Below are 17,713 nucleotides of genomic sequence, written 5' to 3'. Positions count from 1 at the left end.
AGCGTCCAATCGTCATTGTTTCCGTTATCAACCGTATATCATTTTTAAAATAACAACCGGGTATGAACTTGTTTGAGCAACAGTCGAATGAATTTCAGGGCAGGCATATTGGCACACTGGGAAGCGAAGCCGCAATGCTCGTAGTGATTGGAGAAAAAAGCGTAGATGCATTGGTAGACAAAACCGTTCCTGAAGCCATCCGACTGCAGGCGCCGCTCAACGTACCCGATGCCCTCAGCGAGGCCGCTTTGCTGCAGCACCTGCATGAGCTGTCGCAAAAAAATGAGGTATTCAAAAGCTACATAGGTCAGGGCTATTACGATACGCATACACCGAGTGTGATTTTGCGCAACATTTTTGAGAACCCAGGTTGGTATACACAATACACGCCTTACCAGGCCGAGATTAGTCAGGGCCGTTTGGAAAGCCTGCTGAACTACCAAACCATGGTAACCGACCTGACAGGTTTGCCCATTGCCAACGCCAGCCTGCTCGACGAAGCCACCGCTGCTGCAGAAGCCATGAACCTGTTGTTTCACAACGTGAACAAATCGGATGTAGCGCAGGCCCCTAAGTTTTTTGTAGATGCACAAGTATTTCCGCAGGTGGTAGACGTAGTGATTACCCGTGCTACTCCGCTGAACATTGAAGTAATAATCGGCGATTACAAAACAGCCACCATCGACAACACTTTCTTTGGTGCGTTGCTCCAGTACCCCAATGCTTCGGGCAGCATCGAAGACTATCGTTCTTTCATTGATAAAGTACATGCAGCAGGTGCCGGCGTAGCCATGGGTACCGATTTGTTGGCCCTTACCCTGCTCACCAGCCCCGGCGAACTGGGTGCTGATATTGCGTTTGGCTCTGCTCAACGCTTTGGTGTACCCATGGGTTTTGGTGGCCCGCATGCTGCATTCTTTGCAGCCAAAGACGAATTCAAAAGAGCCATGCCCGGCCGCATTATTGGTATCAGCATTGATGCACAAGGCAAGCGGGCCTTGCGGATGGCGCTGCAAACCCGTGAGCAACACATCAAGCGGGAAAAAGCCACTTCCAATATTTGTACGGCACAGGCATTGCTGGCCAATATGGCCGCCATGTATGCCGTGTACCACGGCCCCGATGGCCTGAAGAAAATTGCCAAACGTGTAAGCCTGCTGACGAATGTGTTGGCCACTGCGCTTACAGAGTTAGGCTTTACCGTAGCGCATACACATTATTTCGATACGCTGAGTATCAGCACAGATAAAGCAGCAGCCATTAAAGAAATAGCGGAGGCTTACAAAATGAACTTCCGCTATGCAGGTGCTACGCAAATCAGCATTTCGCTGGATGAAACCACCACGCAGCATGATGTGCTCGATATCGCACAGGTATTTGCGCTGGCCGTTCAGCACGAAGCAGCCAGCATTGTGTTTGATGATGAAGCATCACTCAGCAATATTCCAACATTTGCTGTTCGCACTTCTGCGTTTTTGGAGCATGCCGTGTTCAACACACACCGCAGCGAAAGCCAGATGATGCGTTACATCAAGAGCCTCGAAAACAAAGACCTGTCGCTCAATACCAGTATGATTAGCCTCGGCAGCTGTACCATGAAACTGAACGCTGCCAGCGAAATGATGCCTTTGAGCTCTCCGAACTGGAGCAAGTTGCATCCGTTTGCACCGGTAGCTCAGGTACAGGGCTATCATGAAATGATGGCATCGCTTAATCAGTACCTGTGTTCCGTTACAGGCTTTGATGAGTGCTGGTTGCAACCCAACAGTGGTGCACAGGGCGAATACGCTGGTTTGCTGGCCATTCGCAACTATCACCTCAAAAACAATCAGCCGCAGCGCAATGTGATGCTGATTCCGATTAGTGCCCACGGCACCAACCCTGCCAGTGCTGTAATGGCTGGTATGAAAGTGGTTGTGGTAAAGGCTTTGGATAACGGCTACATTGATGTAGAAGACTTCAAAGCAAAAGTGGCTCAATACAGTAATGAGCTGGCCGGCACCATGATTACTTACCCCAGCACCTATGGTATTTTCGAAGAAACCGTAAAAGACATTTGCGCCCTGGTGCATGAGCACGGCGGACAAGTGTATATGGATGGTGCCAACATGAATGCGCAGGTTGGCCTCACCTCACCTGCAGCCATTGGTGCCGATGTATGCCACCTCAACCTGCACAAAACATTTGCTATTCCGCATGGCGGTGGCGGTCCTGGCATGGGCCCCATTTGCTTCCGCAGCCATTTGAAAGATAGCTTTATGAGCATGCCCATGCAAGAAATTGCTCAAAGCAATGGCAGCATGCGTGGCGTAAGTGCAGCCCCGTTTGGTTCTGCTTCTATCCTGCTCATCAGCTATGCGTACATCCGTATGCTGGGTGCGGTTGGTTTGCGCAAAGCCACTGAGTACGCCATTTTGAATGCCAACTACATGCGGGCCCGCTTGCAAGAGCATTACCCCATTTTGTACACGGGTATCAATGGCACTTGTGCCCATGAATTTATTGTAGACCTGCGGCCGTTTAAAAATACAGCCGGTGTAGAAGCAGAAGATGTGGCCAAGCGTTTGATGGATTATGGTTTCCATGCGCCAACCATGAGCTTCCCGGTACCAGGCACCATTATGATTGAACCTACCGAAAGCGAAGACAAAGCAGAACTCGATCGTTTTTGCGATGCATTGATTAGCATTCGGGCAGAGATAGCGGCTATTGAAAACGGCCAAATGGACAAAGCCAACAACCCGCTGAAGCATGCACCACATACGCTGGAAGTAGCCATGAATGATGGCTGGGACAGACCCTACAGCCGTCAGGTAGCCGTATTTCCGCTGCCTTATGTGATGCAAAACAAGTTTTGGCCAACCGTAAGCCGCATCAACAATACGCATGGCGATAGAAACCTGATATGTACCTGTGAGCCAACATCAGCCTATGCAGATGCTTCAGCGTAAGCCATTATTGATACAATAAAAAAGGCCTCCCCCCGGAGGCTTTTTTTATTGTATACGATTTCCACAGCAATCCACAAAGCCGTTAAATAACAGGTTGCGACCTGATGTTTGTCATTAATTAAACATATGTATGCAGATTAGATTTGTACCATAACATCTAACCAATGAAAAAACATTTGATTGCCGCTTCGGTTTCAAGTATTGTGCTTGTTCTCTTTGCATACTTGTGCCTCATTATTATGCCCAACTTGCCAGAGAGCATAGTTGAAGATTATTTTAAGCCATCATTCACCAATGATGAAAACCGAAACCTGTTGTACTTTATACAACCCATTGTATTAGCATTTGCGCTGTCTTGGTTCTGGACTCGTTTTAAAGAATCATTTGCCGGCAACTGGATGCTGAAAGGTTTGGAACTGGGCTTGGTGTATGCATTGATTGCTTCTTTGCCCGCCATGATTTTATTGTACAGTGCCATTGATGTATCTGCCACTACAGTGGGTACCTGGTTGCTCTACAGTTTTGCACAGGCTACCATTGCAGGTGAAATTTCTGCCCGCATCGATCCATAAGCATTTTTCTCAGCTATACATTACCCCTTCGTTTGAAACAGAGCGGAGGGGTTTCTTTTATTGGTCAATCCCAAAAGCAATTTGCACATTTGCGTATGGCAAATCTTCATCCTTACTGCATCATCAATGGTAGCCTGCAACCCCGCAGCACAGCAGCCATCGGGCTCGATGATATGGCACTAAACAGAGGCTACGGTGTGTTCGATTTTTTTAAAGTGATGCAAGGCATACCCATGCACCTCGATGCACATTTGAAACGATTGTTTCACTCTGCCCAACACATGCATTTGCCAATAGATGAAGATGTGGAGCGTTGGAAAAGTCTTATTCAGCAATTGCTGAACGCCAACCATGTGCAGGATGCCGGTGTTAAAATATTGGTGACTGCCGGCTATGCACCCAATGGCTACAGCATTGCCAGTCCTAACATCATCATCACTACACAACCATTGCCTGCAAAAAAAGAAGACGATTATGCCAAAGGCATCGCAGTTATCACCCATGAATACCAGCGGGAAATGCCAGATGTAAAAAGCATCAACTACACCCGTGGCATTTGGCTGCTGCCGCAGATAGCCGCAGCCGGTGCCAGCGATGTATTGTATTATGCCAATGGCTTACTCACCGAAAGTCCCCGTAGCAATGTGTTCGTTGTAAATGTAGAAGGCGTGTTGCTTACCCCTGAGCACAACATGCTGAAAGGCATTACCCGTCAGCAAGTATTGAGCATTGCCAGCCAACATGTTTCTGTTGAATGTACCTATGTAACGATTGCTGATTTACGCAACGCTGCAGAAGTATTCATCACCAGTACTACTAAGGGCATATTACCCGTTACTACAATTGATGGAATGCCAGTGGGCAATGGCCAACCAGGCAAAGTAACACTAGAATTAATGCAGGCTTTGCATCAGTATGAAATGGAACTGCTGGCAAATACATGAGCTATTAACGCATAGCACCAGCTTTAATAAACAATGGCCAGCGAACGATGCGCTTTTCTGCAGCTGGCCAAATTTTCCATAATTTTTCTGAGGCGTCGTCAAGTGGATTGACTTTTGTTTCAGCCATGCATTTTTGCACAGCAGACCAGGTGTTCAGGTAGTGAATAAACTGCGTTGCTGTCCATTCCATTTTCATCTGTAGTGAAGGAAACGACACTTCCCGAAAAGGAAACGGTAAAGAGGCATAACCATCATCCAACATTTTTCTTTCAGGCTCCCAGTAGGCGTGTATCGTATTATAATAAAACTCATGCAACCAAGCATCTACTGCTTTGTTGATGTTGCACAAACCATACCCAATCACTACCAGGTGTCCTTCCGGTTTGGCTACACGGCGTACTTCATTGTAAAAAGCTTCCAAATCCAACCAGTGAATGGCTTGCGCCACGGTAACCACATCAAAATAATGATCGGGATAATCGGTATGCTCGGCAGGCTGCACACTGTAGTGAATGGAATTGTTGGCCGGTGCTTGCCGGAGTTGCGCAGCACTGGTATCAGAAGCACACACCAAGGTGAAGTGCTCAGCCAGTTGCATAGCCAGCTGACCGTTACCAGTGGCACAATCCCAAGCCACCCCTTTGTACCGCTGCAGTTTTGCAATGGCTTTACCCAATGCAACCGGATAAGTTGGCCGGTAAACTGCATAGGCTGCAGCATGTGCTGAAAACAAATCTTTCATGTTTTATTTAAACGTCGTTCCCTTGGCCGTCCACCAGGGATGAATTTCATAATCGAGCCTGCCTGCTTTGATGGCCGGATCTGTTTGCAATAATTTTTCTACTTCTTCTTTGCTGGCGGCATCAAAAATAAAAATACCCCGCCAGTTGCCGTCGTCGCCAAAAGGCCCGGCTACAATGAGTTTGCCCATATCTGCCATTACCTGCATATTGGCCATGTGCCCTGCCTGCAACTTATTAATGACAGCCGTGTCTGTAATCTTATCCCGGTCTTTGCCTTTTGTAAGCATTACAAACCAGTATTGCTTCATTTCGTATTTCGGCGTTTCTGCTTTGTTGGTTTGTTGCGCATTGGTTGGCGTTATCAGCAGCATGCACAGGCATGAAAAAAGAATGGCTTTCATGAGGGTTGATTTTACAGGAAATGTACGGTACAAAACAGCCCGACACAAACGTGCCGGGCTGTATCAATAACTATTGTAAGATTTAGCCGCTAGTTCCAGCGCCACTCACTTTTAGTTTTGGCCCGAGATAGATTTTTTCTTTTTCAAAAGCCTGCATTACTTTTTGATGATACTGTTGCATCACAGCTTTGGTGGCTCCGTCCTGCTTTTGCAAATCTTGTTTCAGCAAATCAATACGCTGTATTTGCATGTTGCTGGGTGCAGCCTCATTGCCTGCCACAGCCGTGTACACTTCGCTGATTTCTTCTTTCAAACGCTTTTCATCGGCAAACATGCTTTTGTTTTTGGTAGCCATTAGTTTGCCCCGCAGTTCTTCCAGTTTATCGTAGTACTCCTGAGCAGCCTGTCGGTTTTTTTTGTTTTGCAGTTTTTCAATATTTCCCTTCAGCTTTTCTTGTGTTTTGCTAATAGTGTCTACTAAAGCTGCCAGCTCCTCCTGCATGTTGAACAACTTCATAGCAGCATCATATTGCTGCTTGCGTTCTTCAAGTGTCATGTCGCCTTTTTCATCGTGTACCACCGTTATCTGTTCCGTTACCACTTTGTCGCCTACCACGAGTTTTACGGTGTACTCGCCGGGCAATACCATGGGGGCAGTAAAGGCGCCAAAGTCGAGCTTCACACCGCCTTCTGCCATTTTGGGTGGCGTACCCCGCAGGTTCCAGGTCACCATGTTGATGCCCTTACGCTTGGTAGCAGGAATGCTCTGCACCAGCTTGCCATCTTTGTCTACAATTTCCACTTTTACATCGCCACTGCTTACCCTGTCTTTCAGGTAATACTTAATGGGCTGAATGCTGGGCGGGTTGCCACCATTCCAGCCGCCGGTGCCTGGGAAACCACCACCACCAAACTGACCATCTCTCAACGTGAGTTTTTCAGGCTTCAGCAGCACAATGTCTTTTGCAGCTACATCTTCAGTCATGTTACGTATCGGGCTGATATCATCTACGACAATGACACCACGGCCATGCGTACCCAACACCAAATCATGCTTGGTTGGATGAATGGCTATGTCTCTTACCAAAGCATACCATGGAATGTTGTTCTTCATGCGGAACCATTCTTTACCGCCATTGGTAGAGCAATACAAACCCATTTCGGTACCGGCAAACAACAGGTCTTTGTTCTTCAGGTCTTCTTTTATTTTATGGGCAAAACCTTCCATGGCTTCACTGCCTTTTAGCAGGGTCCATGTTTTACCCATGTCGTTGCTACGGGCCACATAGGTTTTGTGATCGCCGTACATGTGGTTGTCAAACGTAGCGTACACAACATTTTTATCAAACCCGCTGGGCTCAATGCTGCTCACCCATGTTTGTGCAGGTATGCCCGCAGCGGCATAGTTGGCAGCCACGTTGGTCCAGGTTTTACCGCCATCCAATGTGTATTGCAAATTGCCATCGTCGGTGCCGGCCCATATCATGTTGCCATCCACCGGACTTTCGGCTATCGTAAATACAGTACAGTGATTTTCGGCAGACGTGTTATCTGCACTCAGGCCACCACTCTCTTCTTGCTTTTGTTTGTTTTTGTCGTTGGTAGTAAGGTCTGGCGAAATGCGGGTCCAGTTGCGGCCCTGATCGGTGCTGCGGTACACGTACTGCGCCCCGCAATACAATGCCCCTGTATAAGTACCTACATACAACGGCGTATTCCAGTTCCAGCGCAGGTCTTCATCGCCGGGGCCCTTTTGGGGTTGAATGGCTACTGCTTTTCCATTGGTAAGGTTTACACGGGCCATGTTGCCACCCTGATATTCGGCAAAGCAAATGTTGGGGTCTTTGGCATCGGGCACGGTCCAGAAACCATCGCCACCATATACATCTTGCCACACCGCATTGCTTACACCACCGGGTGCAGCACTGGGTGCTACCCAACTGCCATTGTCTTGCAAGCCGCCATAAATACGATATGGGTTAGCATTGTCTACAGCTACATGATAAAACTGACCCACGGGTAAATTGCCTTTGAACGACCAGGTGGCGCCTTTATCCAAACTCAGATAAACGCCCCCATCGGTACCTAACCAAAGTTCGTTGGTAGCGTTAGGATTAATCCACAACGCATGATGGTCGCTGTGTACCCAGCCACCTTCGCTGCTGGCTTCGGCAAAGCTGTAGCCACCGTCTACGCTGTACGCAAATGAAAATGCAGGACGATACACCCGCTTGGGATCTTTCGGATCCACTTCTATGCAAGCAAAATAAAAAGGCCGGCTCACCACATTGAGCGAAGCACTTTGCGCCTTCCAGTTTTCGCCACCGTCATCGCTGATGTACAAACCGGTTTTGTTGTTTTCCAACTCGGCAATGGCCACCAGATTTTTGGGTGAAGATGGCGCCATGGCCAGGGCCACACGGCCAATCAAACCTTGTGGCAATCCGCTCTGAATGCGGCGCCAGTTTTTACCACCGTCGAGGCTTTTCCAAATGCCGCCACCGGGGCCGCCACTGTTGAAAGAGTATGGCTTCCGGCGAAACTCCCACGTAGTAGCATACACCACATTCGGATTTTCCGGATCGATGGCTACATCGGCAGCACCGGCTTTTTCGCTGATGTACAACACCTGCTTAAAAGTTTTGCCACCGTCTTCGCTTTTGTACAAACCGCGGTGTTTGCTATCGCTCCACAATGGGCCGGGAGCAGCCACATACACTTCGTTGCTGTTCTTGGGATTGATGACGATTTCTGCAATGTGTTCTGTACTATCGAGGCCACCCACTTTGGTCCAGTTGTCCCCGGCATCGGTGGTTTTGTACAGGCCATTGCCAATAGATACCGAGTTACGCATGTTGCTTTCGCCAGTACCTACAAAAATTACTTTCGGATTTTTTTGATCGACTGCAACGGCGCCAATGCTTTGGCAATATTTATCGAAAATGGGTTTGAAAGAAGCGCCACTGTTGGTGGTTTTCCAAACACCACCACCGGCTGTGCCGATGTAAATGGTTTTGGGTTCGTTATTAACGCCCTGAATGGCAGTAATGCGTCCACTCATGGTGCCGGGGCCCAGCCAGCGGGCTTCCATCATACCAAAAGTGGCGCTGTTGATTTTGGTTTGTGCCATGCTCAATGTGGCAGGCACACACAACAGGGCCGTGAGTAATTTCTTCATGCAAAAAAGTTTTTGGGTGAAGAGAAAAACAAGAGCCACACAAACATGCAGTCATCAGCGGCAATGAATGAGTGGCTCTATTTATCTCAATGAATGAGGAGATGAATTATTTAGTAGGATCAGCAAAGATTTTTTCGTCCACCGATTCATTTACTTTCACACTGGTCATTACTACAGTACCAAAAGGCTGGGTAATAGAAAATGCTAGCTTGATGCCATTTACATCGCGGTAGTCGCTCATATCGGTTTTGGTTTCAATTTCCTGACCGTTCATGTTAATCTTCGTACTCGTACGAATCACATAAAAAGTTTCAGCGTCGATAAATACTGTTTGATCGCCGCTGTTCTTACGGGTTACTTTCAGCTTGTGGCACTCAGTTCCTTCAATATCTTCTGTACCCAGGTACTCAACAGTGTGGCCCTTGGCTTTGTAGTCAATAAAATTGCCCTGTAAATCGAGGTCGTCCAGGCTGGCTTTTACAGCATCGGCAGGCAATGGTTCGGGTTTGGTTTGGCCCTGAAAAGGCATGAACTGCCAGCCATTGGTAGGAGTAACAATGGCGTAGCCTGTCATACCGGCTACAGAAATATCCTGGCGTGAACCTATATTGTGCACATTGGTCACTTTTACACCAACTTCGCGACCCATTACATTCACAGTACCTTCCATTTGTACCGATTTTACCTTGAGCCATTTTTCCTTGCCGCCGATGGCCGCAATGTGTTTGTCGATGATTTCGTCAGCGGTTTGGGCCATGGCCGTTACTGCTGAAAAAATGAGCATGAGGGGTAGCAATACCTTCTTCATAAGTGTTGTGTTTTAGATTGTAAAATTAGCAGGCCAGGTGCATCGTGCTTTGCCGTTCGACCATTGCCAAAACAGTTTCATCAGCCTTTTGCACCAAGAGGTTTCAATATACAATGCAAAAACAAAAAAGGATAGCCTTGTTTACGCAATGGAGAATAAGCAGTCGGCCAATGCACCAATTCAGTAGGTTTGCGTCCCAAATGACACTTCAGCATGGCCGCCAAAGAATGGTTTGATGACTGGTTCGATACGCCTTATTATCATCAGTTATATTTTCAACGAGATGCACAGGAAGCCGCCGCTTTCATCAACCGGCTGTTGCAATATTTGCAACCTGCAGCCGGTAGCAAAATGCTGGATGTGGCCTGCGGCAAAGGCCGGCACAGCCTGCAACTGTCACAACAAGGTTTTGATGTAACCGGCATTGATATTTCGGCACAATCCATTGCTGCAGCCAACCAACAGGCACATGATCAGTTGCAGTTTTTTGTACACGATATGCGCCAGCCTTTCTGGATCAATTACTTCGATTACGCTTTCAACTTTTTTACCAGCTTCGGCTACTTTAACACCCGGCGTGAACACGATGCTGCATTGCGGACTATTGCACAATCCATCAAAATGAACGGCACATTGGTGATTGATTTTCTCAACGTGCATTATGCCGAAGATCATTTCCAATACCAGTCGGATACTACTCTGAACGGCTACAATTTTCATGTCACCAAATGGATGGATGAAACCCATTTTTACAAAAAGATTGAAGTAGAACACGACGACTTTACTGAGCCGCATGTGTACACCGAAAAAGTGGCCAAGTTTTCGCTGGGTGATTTTACTGACATGCTGGCTTTTCAGGGCATGCAAATCACCGAAGTGTTTGGCGATTACAACCTTGGCGCTTACGATGTTCGCCACTCGCCCCGTATGATTATTCTGGCCAAAAAAATACGCTTCTAACTTATGTATACGCACAGTACCCAAATCCGCATTCACTATGCCCTTACCGACCAAATGGGCGTGGTATACTATGGCAACTATGCTCAGTTTTTTGAAATAGCCCGTACGGAAGCCATCCGGCAGTTGGGTTTTACCTACAAAGAATTAGAAGCGATGGGCGTAATGATGCCCGTGAGTGACATGCACATTCACTACCGCAAACCCATCCGGTACGATGAATTGATTACCGTATCTGTTACGGTAAAAGAATGGCCCATTGGCAAGAAGATTACTTTTCACGGAGAGATTCACAACGAAGCTGGCGAACGTTGCACCATGAGCGACATTACCCTCTATTTTGTAGATGCCAAAACCATGCGCCCCATCCAAATGCCGGATGCGTTAGTGACGGTATTACAACCATTTTTTGAAACCGCTCATTAACCCGGATATTCTGCATTCATATCAGCAGCCTGCACCATATCAAAAATGAGTGCAGCGGCCAACCTAGCCGTGCGGTTGTCAATATCGTAGGCAGGGTTTACTTCTGCAATATCTACCGAGGCTACCTTGCCGCTCAAAATGATATGCCGCAGCAACCGCTTGAACATGCTGTTGGGCGCAATACCATTGAAAGATTGGGCACTTACACCCGGTGCATGGCAAGCCGCAAATACATCCAGATCGATGCTGAGTTGCAGCACATCGCTGTTGGCTATCACGCCGTTGATGGCCGTGATGATGTCTTCCAACTGATCGTTGGTGAATTGCTCTGCTAAAAAATACCGGCAGCCGGCATCATCGGCCGTGGTAAATAACCGCTTTGTATTACTGTACTGCTGAATGCCCAATACGAGATAATGAAATGGATGTTTTGTTTCGCGACACCATTGCAGCATTTGCCAAAAACCGGTGCCGGAACTAATGCCTTTTTCGCCAGGCTGGCGCAAATCGAAATGCGCATCAAAATTGATAACGCCCATTTCCTGCTTGGGTTTATCGGGTTGAATACCGAGGAAATTGGCCCAGGCTGTTTCGTGGCCGCCACCCAATACTATGGGTAAATAATTAGCTGCTTTTACTTGTGCTACCAGCTTGCCGAGTGCTTGTTGTGCGGTTTCCAAATCGCCGTCATCACACACAATATCGCCGACATCGGCCAGCACAATATGCGAGGCTATCAATGGAAAATTTTTGCAGGCTTCACGAATGAAACGCGGCGCCTGCATGGCACCCACCCGGCCTTCATTACGCCGCACTCCTTCATCACTGCAAAAGCCAATAAAAGCAACACCCTGATGCTTGCTGCCAATCACCGGTAGTGCATCGGTCTCCAGATTGATGCAATGCATAATTTGATGCCAGCGAAGCACATCGGGTTCGTCGCCATCAACGCGGCCACGCCATATTGCCGCATCGGAATGTAGATAGATAGCCATAACGGTTGGGATTCTTTTAAAGGTACGCCCAACCGTTGAAACATCCTGCAGTCAAATGCATCAATCAACGAATAAAATTTGCTACTTCTTGCGGCGCTTTTTCAGCAGGTCTTTTGGTATGGGTGCTTTGGCGGAAACGGCTTTCTTTTTGGCCGCAGCTTTCTTCGCTGGCATAGGCGGCATCATCACGGCATCAGGATTGCTGATAACGGCGCTGCCTTTTACCCATTCAAAATCCAGCTGGCGTTTTTCCAGATTGGCGGCTATCACTTTGATGTGTACCCCATCGCCCATGCGGAACTTGCGGCCCGTTCGCAGACCTACCAAACTGTAATCAGATTCAATCAACCGGAAATCATCGTGGTCGCTCAGGTCTTTGATGCTCACCAAACCCTCGCATTTATGTGCCACGGTTTCGGCCCAAAAACCAAACGTAGAAACACCACTGATGACTGCATCAAATTCTTCACCAATGTATTGACCGAGGTATTCAACTTGTTTGTACTTGTTGGCATTGCGTTCGCAATCCATAGCAGCACGTTCCCTTTCGCTGCAGTGTTTGCATTTTTCTTCCAGCTTTTTATCGGGCTGCAACTGATGATCGAGCACCTGCTGCAAAATGCGGTGCACCAATACATCGGGGTAGCGGCGAATGGGTGAAGTAAAATGGCAGTAGTATTCAAAACCCAGCCCGTAGTGACCAATGTTTTCTTTGGTGTAAATGGCTTTGGCCATGGTGCGAATGCCCAATTGCTCCAGCACATGTTGCTGTGGTGTGCCTTGCGCAGCCTTCAGCATTTCGTTGAAAGAGTAGGCAATGGCGTCAGCATCTTTTGTATCGAAAGTGTAGCCAAACTTGCGGGCAAAGGCGATGAAAGGCATGAGCTTTTCTTCATCGGGTTGGTCGTGTACACGATATGGAAAAGGCAATGCTTTATCACCCACTTTTATTTTGCCCACTACTTCGGCCACGGTACGGTTGGCCAGCAGCATAAACTCTTCAATCAGTTGGTGCGACTCCTTGCTTTCTTTTACCACTATGCCAATGGGAGCACCTGTTTCATCAAGTTTAAACCGCACTTCCTGCGAACTGAAATTGATGGCCCCTTTATCAAACCGGTCTTGCCGCAGCTTGCGGGCCATCGTATTTAAAATCAAAATTTCCTCGCTGTGCAATCCTTCTTTTGTTTCGATAATATCCTGCACTTCTTCGTAGGTAAAACGATGGTTGGAGTGAATCAGTGTTCTGCCCAACCAGTGGTCCTTTACCACGCCTTTTTCCGTGATGGTAAACACCGCCGAAAAAGTAAACTTGTCTTCATGCGGCCGCAGTGAACACAGCTCATTGCTGATACGTTCGGGCAGCATGGGATTCACCCTGTCGGGTAAATACACACTCGTAGCCCGTTGGTAGGCTTCTTCGTCGAGCTTGCTGCCTTCCGTTACAAAATGACTGACATCGGCAATGTGCACACCCACTTCATACAAGCCATTGCTGATGGGGCGAATGCTCAATGCATCATCAAAATCTCTTGCATCCACCGGGTCGATGGTTACGGTAAATACATCACGGAAATCTTTGCGTTTTGCCAAATCAGCAGCAGTAATATGGTCGTTCATGCGGGCTGCTTCTTCCATCGCATCTTCGCTAAACTGCAATGGAAAACCATTCTCCATCAGGATGTCTTTCATGGCCACATCGTTGAGGTCGTGCATGGCTACTTCCTCAATAATCCGGGCGATGGGTCTGCGGTCATCATGATCCCAACGTACAAACGCTGCAATCACTTTCATATCATCTTTTACTTCAAAATCGGGTTCCTCTTCTACTACAAAATTGGGCATGGGCCGGTCGCTGTCGGGCATAAAAAACCATCGGCCCGCATGGCCTTTCAACGTGCCCATGTATTGCGACAACTTGCGTTGTACTACGGCCACCACTTTGCCCTCCCGCTTGCCGCCACAAAAGCCGCCGCGGGTAATGCGTACCCTTACTTTATCGCCATGAAAGGCCCGGTTGAAATCGTTGGGGCGAACCAAAATATCGCCATCACCTTTACCTGTAATCACAAATCCTAAACCCGAACGAGTGATGTCGAGTGTGCCAGCCACTTCTTCATTGAATGACTTCTTTTTATGTTGATCTTTCTTATGCATGTGTTTGTGTTTTGCCGAAATGCAGCACAAAGTCTACCACGGCTTTTTTAAATAAATCAGCTTCGCCAAACAACACCTGATGCTGCACGGGCTGCACGTACAAGGGCAGTCGTTTCAATTCGTCGCCAAACTTGAGGAGGCGAACCGCATCCTTTTCTGTTGTCAGCAATAGCTTTTCGTTATGCTCCAGCTGAGTGAAGCGTTTTTCCATCTCCCGCAAATCATCAATGCTGAAAATATGATGATCGCTGTAACTGAGCTGATGATACTCGGCTACATGTTTTTCCAAATGTTTTTTGAGTGGCACCGGATTGGCAATACCACACACCAACAACACCGCGGCTTCTACAGGCAGCGCTTTAGTTTCGGCCGTGAGAATATGGTACGGTGTAGCATATTGCAAGCAGGTAAAAAACACTTGCTGATGCGTCAAGGGTTTAATACGCTGAATGATTTTTTGCTTTTCCGTAGGGCCCATATCCGGCGGGCATTTGGTAACGACGATTATCTGTGCCCGTTGTGCACTGCGGCGTTCATCCCGCAAATCGCCGCTCGGCAAAAACCAATCGTACCAATATGGATTGCTATAATCAGTCAGCAAAATATTGAGGCCTGCACTAATGGCTCTGTGCTGAAATGCATCATCTAAAATAATCACATTGGTATCGGGACGGTCTTGCAGCAATTGCGGTACAGCTACAATACGTTCCTCACCCACAGCCACGGCTACATGCGGAAACTTCTGATGAAACTGCATAGGTTCATCGCCTATTTCCAATGCAGTGGTACCCTCGCCTGCCAGCAGGTAGCCTTTCGTTTTTCTTTTGTATCCACGGCTCAAAGTGGCCAGCTGAAAATCTTCCTGCAGCCAGCCAATCAGCATTTCGGTCATGGGGCTTTTGCCCGTACCACCTACACTCACATTGCCCACACAAATGAGTGGCAGATTGAACGATGTTGTTTTGAAAAAATTCCAGTCGTAGAGCTTGTTGCGCAGCATCACCACCAGCGCCATTACAAATGAAAAAGGGAACAACAATAACCGGAGACCACGTAACAGGTAAAAATTAAAATGCATAGATCCGTTGCGGCGTGATACAATATTTTAAAGGTACATCATTAGCATGGATATCGTCAATGCTCTCAACTGGCGGAAACCAACTGAGCCCGATTGTTAACACATCCTTCTTACAGCGTGTTAAAAAACGGTCATAAAATCCTTTGCCATAGCCCACCCGAAAACCACAGGTATCAAAAGCCAGCATGGGCACCAGCACTACATCAATTTTTTCCGGCGAAACAATATTGCCTTCCACCGGTTCTTCCAAACCAAACACGGTTTCTTCCCACTGCACAGCATCATCATCGGCAATAGCATCCATGCTACCATCGGCCATTTGGATGCGGGGATAACAGAATTGTATGCCCGCCACTTCATCGCTCAGTACCGATTCAAAATAATGCACGGGTACCTCATGACGATTGTCCATGCTGCGGTAGCTCATGTACATAGCAGGCGCTGGCAACGACAAGGATAAAAACTGGTGCAACATGGGCGTCAGCATTTCGTGCATGGCTTCGGTGGTCAACGCCTGGCGTTGCGCCGTATAGCTTTTGCGAATGCTGGCTTTAGTCATGTGCGGTTAGTCTACTCTTTCAAAAAATGAAAAAACGGTGGTACCGTAGTTGCGCTGTTTTACAAAACCCGCATACTGCTCGTAATTGTTGCGGGGCGTATGCTCCAGCACAAATACGCCATCCGGTGCAATCAGTTTTCTATCGATGATGATGCGTGGTATATCATCGATGGTAGTGAGTGCATACGGCGGGCCTGCAAAAATGAAATCGTATTGTTCGGTACAGGTTTCCAAAAATTTGAACACATCCAGGCGAAACATTTTTACCGGAGGTGCACCCAGTTTTTTCAGGTTGTCGCTGATGAACTGATACATCTGCACATCTTTTTCTACAATGGTGCTATCGGTAGCGCCACGGCTGATGAGTTCGTACGAAATGGCACCGGTGCCGCCAAACAAATCGAGTGTTTTTGCTCCTTCAAAATCAACCTGATTTTGCAAAATATTGAACAGGCCTTCTTTGGCAATATCTGTAGTAGGCCTGGTGTAAGGCATTTTGGTTGGCGGATGAATTTTTCGTCCTCCCCATTCTCCTCCAATAATTCTCATGACACAAATGCTAAGAGGTGAGCAAAATAATGTGTGGTGGCTTCTGCCGGCATCGACACTTCGGTTGTTTGCAACTGAAACTGCTGGAGATATTTCTGCAGAGCAATGTACAGGTCGGCATCGGTGGCTATCAAACCCGAGCATTGCCATTGTACATCGGCCGCATCGGGCCCGTATTGCTGACAAACCTGCAACAATCGATACGCCAAATCATCAGCATTCAATACCGGCAGGCAAGCCGCAAAAATCAACCGGCCATCTTGTTGCAATTGCAGCATACATTGTTGTGGCGCCAGCAGCAGTTGACCAATGGTGCCCTTAGCTACAGGTCGTTGCAAGAGCATCGACTGCACATGTTGCACCTGCATTACCTGAAAATGTTTGCGCATTCTTTGCAGCAACAATTCAGGCATTTGCCAAATCACCGCCATGTCGCGGTGTTGCAAAATATCGGAGCTGGTATGCTGCCACAAGACAGCCCCCAACAGCAAATCGAGTTCTTGTTTGCAGCGGTCGTTATCAAGCACTTCCAGCGGGCAGGGCAAAAAACGTGGCGCCGCAGCCACCAGCTTCACGGCTACATCGTGCAATTGCAGCAGTTTGCTTTGGCCCAACAGCACATCCCATTCGTCCTCGTCATCAATGCTTCCGCTAAACGATTCGAGGGCTTCTACCGAGGCCGTATTGTTGTTGAAGAGTAATACATGCAAGTGCAGCGGCGACCACTCCAGCAGCAGCTGACGGTTGTGCGCCTCGTAAGGCAGCAGTGCATGTGTTCCGATATCCATTGATTTAGCAACCATTGCAGCAAACCTAAAGTTTTTTGCCGCACGGCATTCACTTGTGCTATCAACCTGTGTGCAATTCTGTGCAGCGCAAAGCCGGCTTCCCGCATCTTTGCAGTTCATGAATGCCATTTCTACACATCGTCGTTGGTTGTTGGGCAGCTATTTGTTGTTGCTCATTAGCCTGTTCATACCCGCCGAAAGCATCCGCCTGAATGGCGAAACCCATACTGTGGCTATGTATTTCCAGCAGTCGGCCTGGGCCATGGTTGGTGTAGCTGTAGTGCTCATTTCCCTGCAGTGGATTTGGCAACTTAAAAAACAGCAATGGCTCGTTTGGCCGGGCATTATTAGCGGTCTATTGCTGCTGGCTTTTGCCTTGCTGCGCATGGTTCGGTTGTGGCAAATGCCCGAGTTGGCAGACAAACAATTCAGCGGTCAGCCGCAGTTGGGCTTGTACCTGATGGCAGTAGCGGCGCTGGCGTTGCTGCTGTTGGAAGGACTCGAATGGCAGCGAAAGGCCAAATAATCCACCGATTTTATCGTTAGTTATACACATCGGGACCAATCGGCTGTTGTTAGGGCTGCAATAAATCCCCACCCCGTGGGT

Annotated in this window: 16 protein-coding genes; 6 read left to right on the top strand and 10 right to left on the bottom strand. The window is 47.9% G+C overall.

Features of this window, described 5'->3' with window-relative positions; genetic code table 11:
• The first annotated feature begins 62 nt into the window (after positions 1-62).
• The 3 genes from gcvP (at position 63) to V7Q13_RS01000 (ending at position 4,467) form a co-directional block, all read left to right on the top strand.
• The gene (gcvP, locus tag V7Q13_RS01010) at positions 63-2,951 is read left to right on the top strand and encodes an aminomethyl-transferring glycine dehydrogenase (RefSeq protein WP_333798814.1); all 2,889 of its coding nucleotides are present in this window, start codon (positions 63-65) and stop codon (positions 2,949-2,951) included.
• A gap of 164 nt (positions 2,952-3,115) precedes the next feature.
• Positions 3,116-3,523 (top strand): hypothetical protein, encoded by a 408-nt coding sequence (locus V7Q13_RS01005; RefSeq protein ID WP_333798813.1) that lies wholly within the window; start codon positions 3,116-3,118, stop codon positions 3,521-3,523.
• Between the two features lie 95 nt (positions 3,524-3,618).
• Positions 3,619-4,467: an aminotransferase class IV gene (locus V7Q13_RS01000; RefSeq protein WP_333798812.1), complete on the top strand. Its 849-nt coding sequence runs from the start codon at positions 3,619-3,621 to the stop codon at positions 4,465-4,467.
• 4 nt (positions 4,468-4,471) lie between these two features.
• Here V7Q13_RS01000 and V7Q13_RS00995 read toward each other — a convergent pair whose 3' ends face one another.
• The 4 genes from V7Q13_RS00995 to V7Q13_RS00980 all read right to left on the bottom strand — a co-directional run bounded on the left by V7Q13_RS00995 (position 4,472) and on the right by V7Q13_RS00980 (position 9,597).
• The gene (locus V7Q13_RS00995; RefSeq protein WP_333798811.1) at positions 4,472-5,209 is read right to left on the bottom strand and encodes a class I SAM-dependent methyltransferase; all 738 of its coding nucleotides are present in this window, start codon (positions 5,207-5,209) and stop codon (positions 4,472-4,474) included.
• A 3-nt stretch (positions 5,210-5,212) separates the two neighbouring features.
• Positions 5,213-5,611 carry a YciI family protein gene (locus V7Q13_RS00990; RefSeq protein WP_333798810.1) on the bottom strand — a complete coding sequence of 133 codons (399 nt, stop codon included), beginning with the start codon at positions 5,609-5,611 and terminating at the stop codon, positions 5,213-5,215.
• Positions 5,612-5,693: 82 nt separating this feature from the next.
• Positions 5,694-8,789, bottom strand: a complete 3,096-nt coding sequence (locus V7Q13_RS00985; RefSeq protein ID WP_333798809.1) for a VPS10 domain-containing protein — start codon at positions 8,787-8,789, stop codon at positions 5,694-5,696.
• Positions 8,790-8,895: 106 nt separating this feature from the next.
• Entirely contained in the window at positions 8,896-9,597 is a 702-nt protein-coding gene (locus V7Q13_RS00980; protein ID WP_333798808.1) for a hypothetical protein, read from the bottom strand.
• 213 nt (positions 9,598-9,810) lie between these two features.
• Between V7Q13_RS00980 and V7Q13_RS00975 the strand changes: the two genes are divergently transcribed.
• Both V7Q13_RS00975 and V7Q13_RS00970 read left to right on the top strand, forming a co-directional pair.
• Positions 9,811-10,557, top strand: coding sequence for a class I SAM-dependent methyltransferase (locus V7Q13_RS00975; protein WP_333798807.1), 747 nt, complete (start codon positions 9,811-9,813; stop codon positions 10,555-10,557).
• A 3-nt stretch (positions 10,558-10,560) separates the two neighbouring features.
• Entirely contained in the window at positions 10,561-10,980 is a 420-nt protein-coding gene (locus tag V7Q13_RS00970; protein WP_333798806.1) for an acyl-CoA thioesterase, read from the top strand.
• On the opposite strand, the gene hutG is transcribed toward V7Q13_RS00970, so the two are convergent.
• The 6 genes from hutG to V7Q13_RS00940 all read right to left on the bottom strand — a co-directional run bounded on the left by hutG (position 10,977) and on the right by V7Q13_RS00940 (position 17,106).
• Entirely contained in the window at positions 10,977-11,975 is a 999-nt protein-coding gene (hutG, locus tag V7Q13_RS00965) for a formimidoylglutamase (RefSeq protein ID WP_333798805.1), read from the bottom strand. The genes V7Q13_RS00970 and hutG overlap by 4 nt on opposite strands.
• Positions 11,976-12,056: 81 nt before the next feature.
• Positions 12,057-14,132 (bottom strand): ribonuclease R, encoded by a 2,076-nt coding sequence (gene rnr, locus V7Q13_RS00960; RefSeq protein WP_333798804.1) that lies wholly within the window; start codon positions 14,130-14,132, stop codon positions 12,057-12,059.
• Positions 14,125-15,210: a tetraacyldisaccharide 4'-kinase gene (gene lpxK, locus V7Q13_RS00955; RefSeq protein ID WP_333798803.1), complete on the bottom strand. Its 1,086-nt coding sequence runs from the start codon at positions 15,208-15,210 to the stop codon at positions 14,125-14,127. The genes rnr and lpxK overlap by 8 nt, the downstream gene beginning before the upstream one ends.
• Positions 15,200-15,769, bottom strand: a complete 570-nt coding sequence (locus tag V7Q13_RS00950) for a 5-formyltetrahydrofolate cyclo-ligase (protein WP_333798802.1) — start codon at positions 15,767-15,769, stop codon at positions 15,200-15,202. The genes lpxK and V7Q13_RS00950 overlap by 11 nt, the downstream gene beginning before the upstream one ends.
• A 6-nt stretch (positions 15,770-15,775) precedes the next feature.
• Positions 15,776-16,318, bottom strand: a complete 543-nt coding sequence (locus V7Q13_RS00945; protein ID WP_157477871.1) for an RsmD family RNA methyltransferase — start codon at positions 16,316-16,318, stop codon at positions 15,776-15,778.
• A complete protein-coding gene (locus tag V7Q13_RS00940) occupies positions 16,315-17,106 on the bottom strand; it encodes a DUF3822 family protein (protein ID WP_333798801.1) in 792 nt (263 codons plus the stop codon). Before V7Q13_RS00940 ends, V7Q13_RS00945 begins: the two co-directional genes overlap by 4 nt.
• A gap of 118 nt (positions 17,107-17,224) precedes the next feature.
• On the opposite strand from V7Q13_RS00940, the gene V7Q13_RS00935 reads away from it, so the two are divergent.
• On the top strand, positions 17,225-17,632 hold the full coding sequence (locus V7Q13_RS00935; protein ID WP_333798800.1) for a hypothetical protein: 408 nt from the start codon (positions 17,225-17,227) through the stop codon (positions 17,630-17,632).
• The last annotated feature ends 81 nt before the right edge of the window (positions 17,633-17,713 follow it).

The sequence above is a fragment of the Phnomibacter sp. genome, from assembly GCF_036803085.1.
GTDB lineage: Bacteria > Bacteroidota > Bacteroidia > Chitinophagales > Chitinophagaceae > Phnomibacter.
This window is presented reverse-complemented; position numbering and strand designations above follow the sequence as displayed.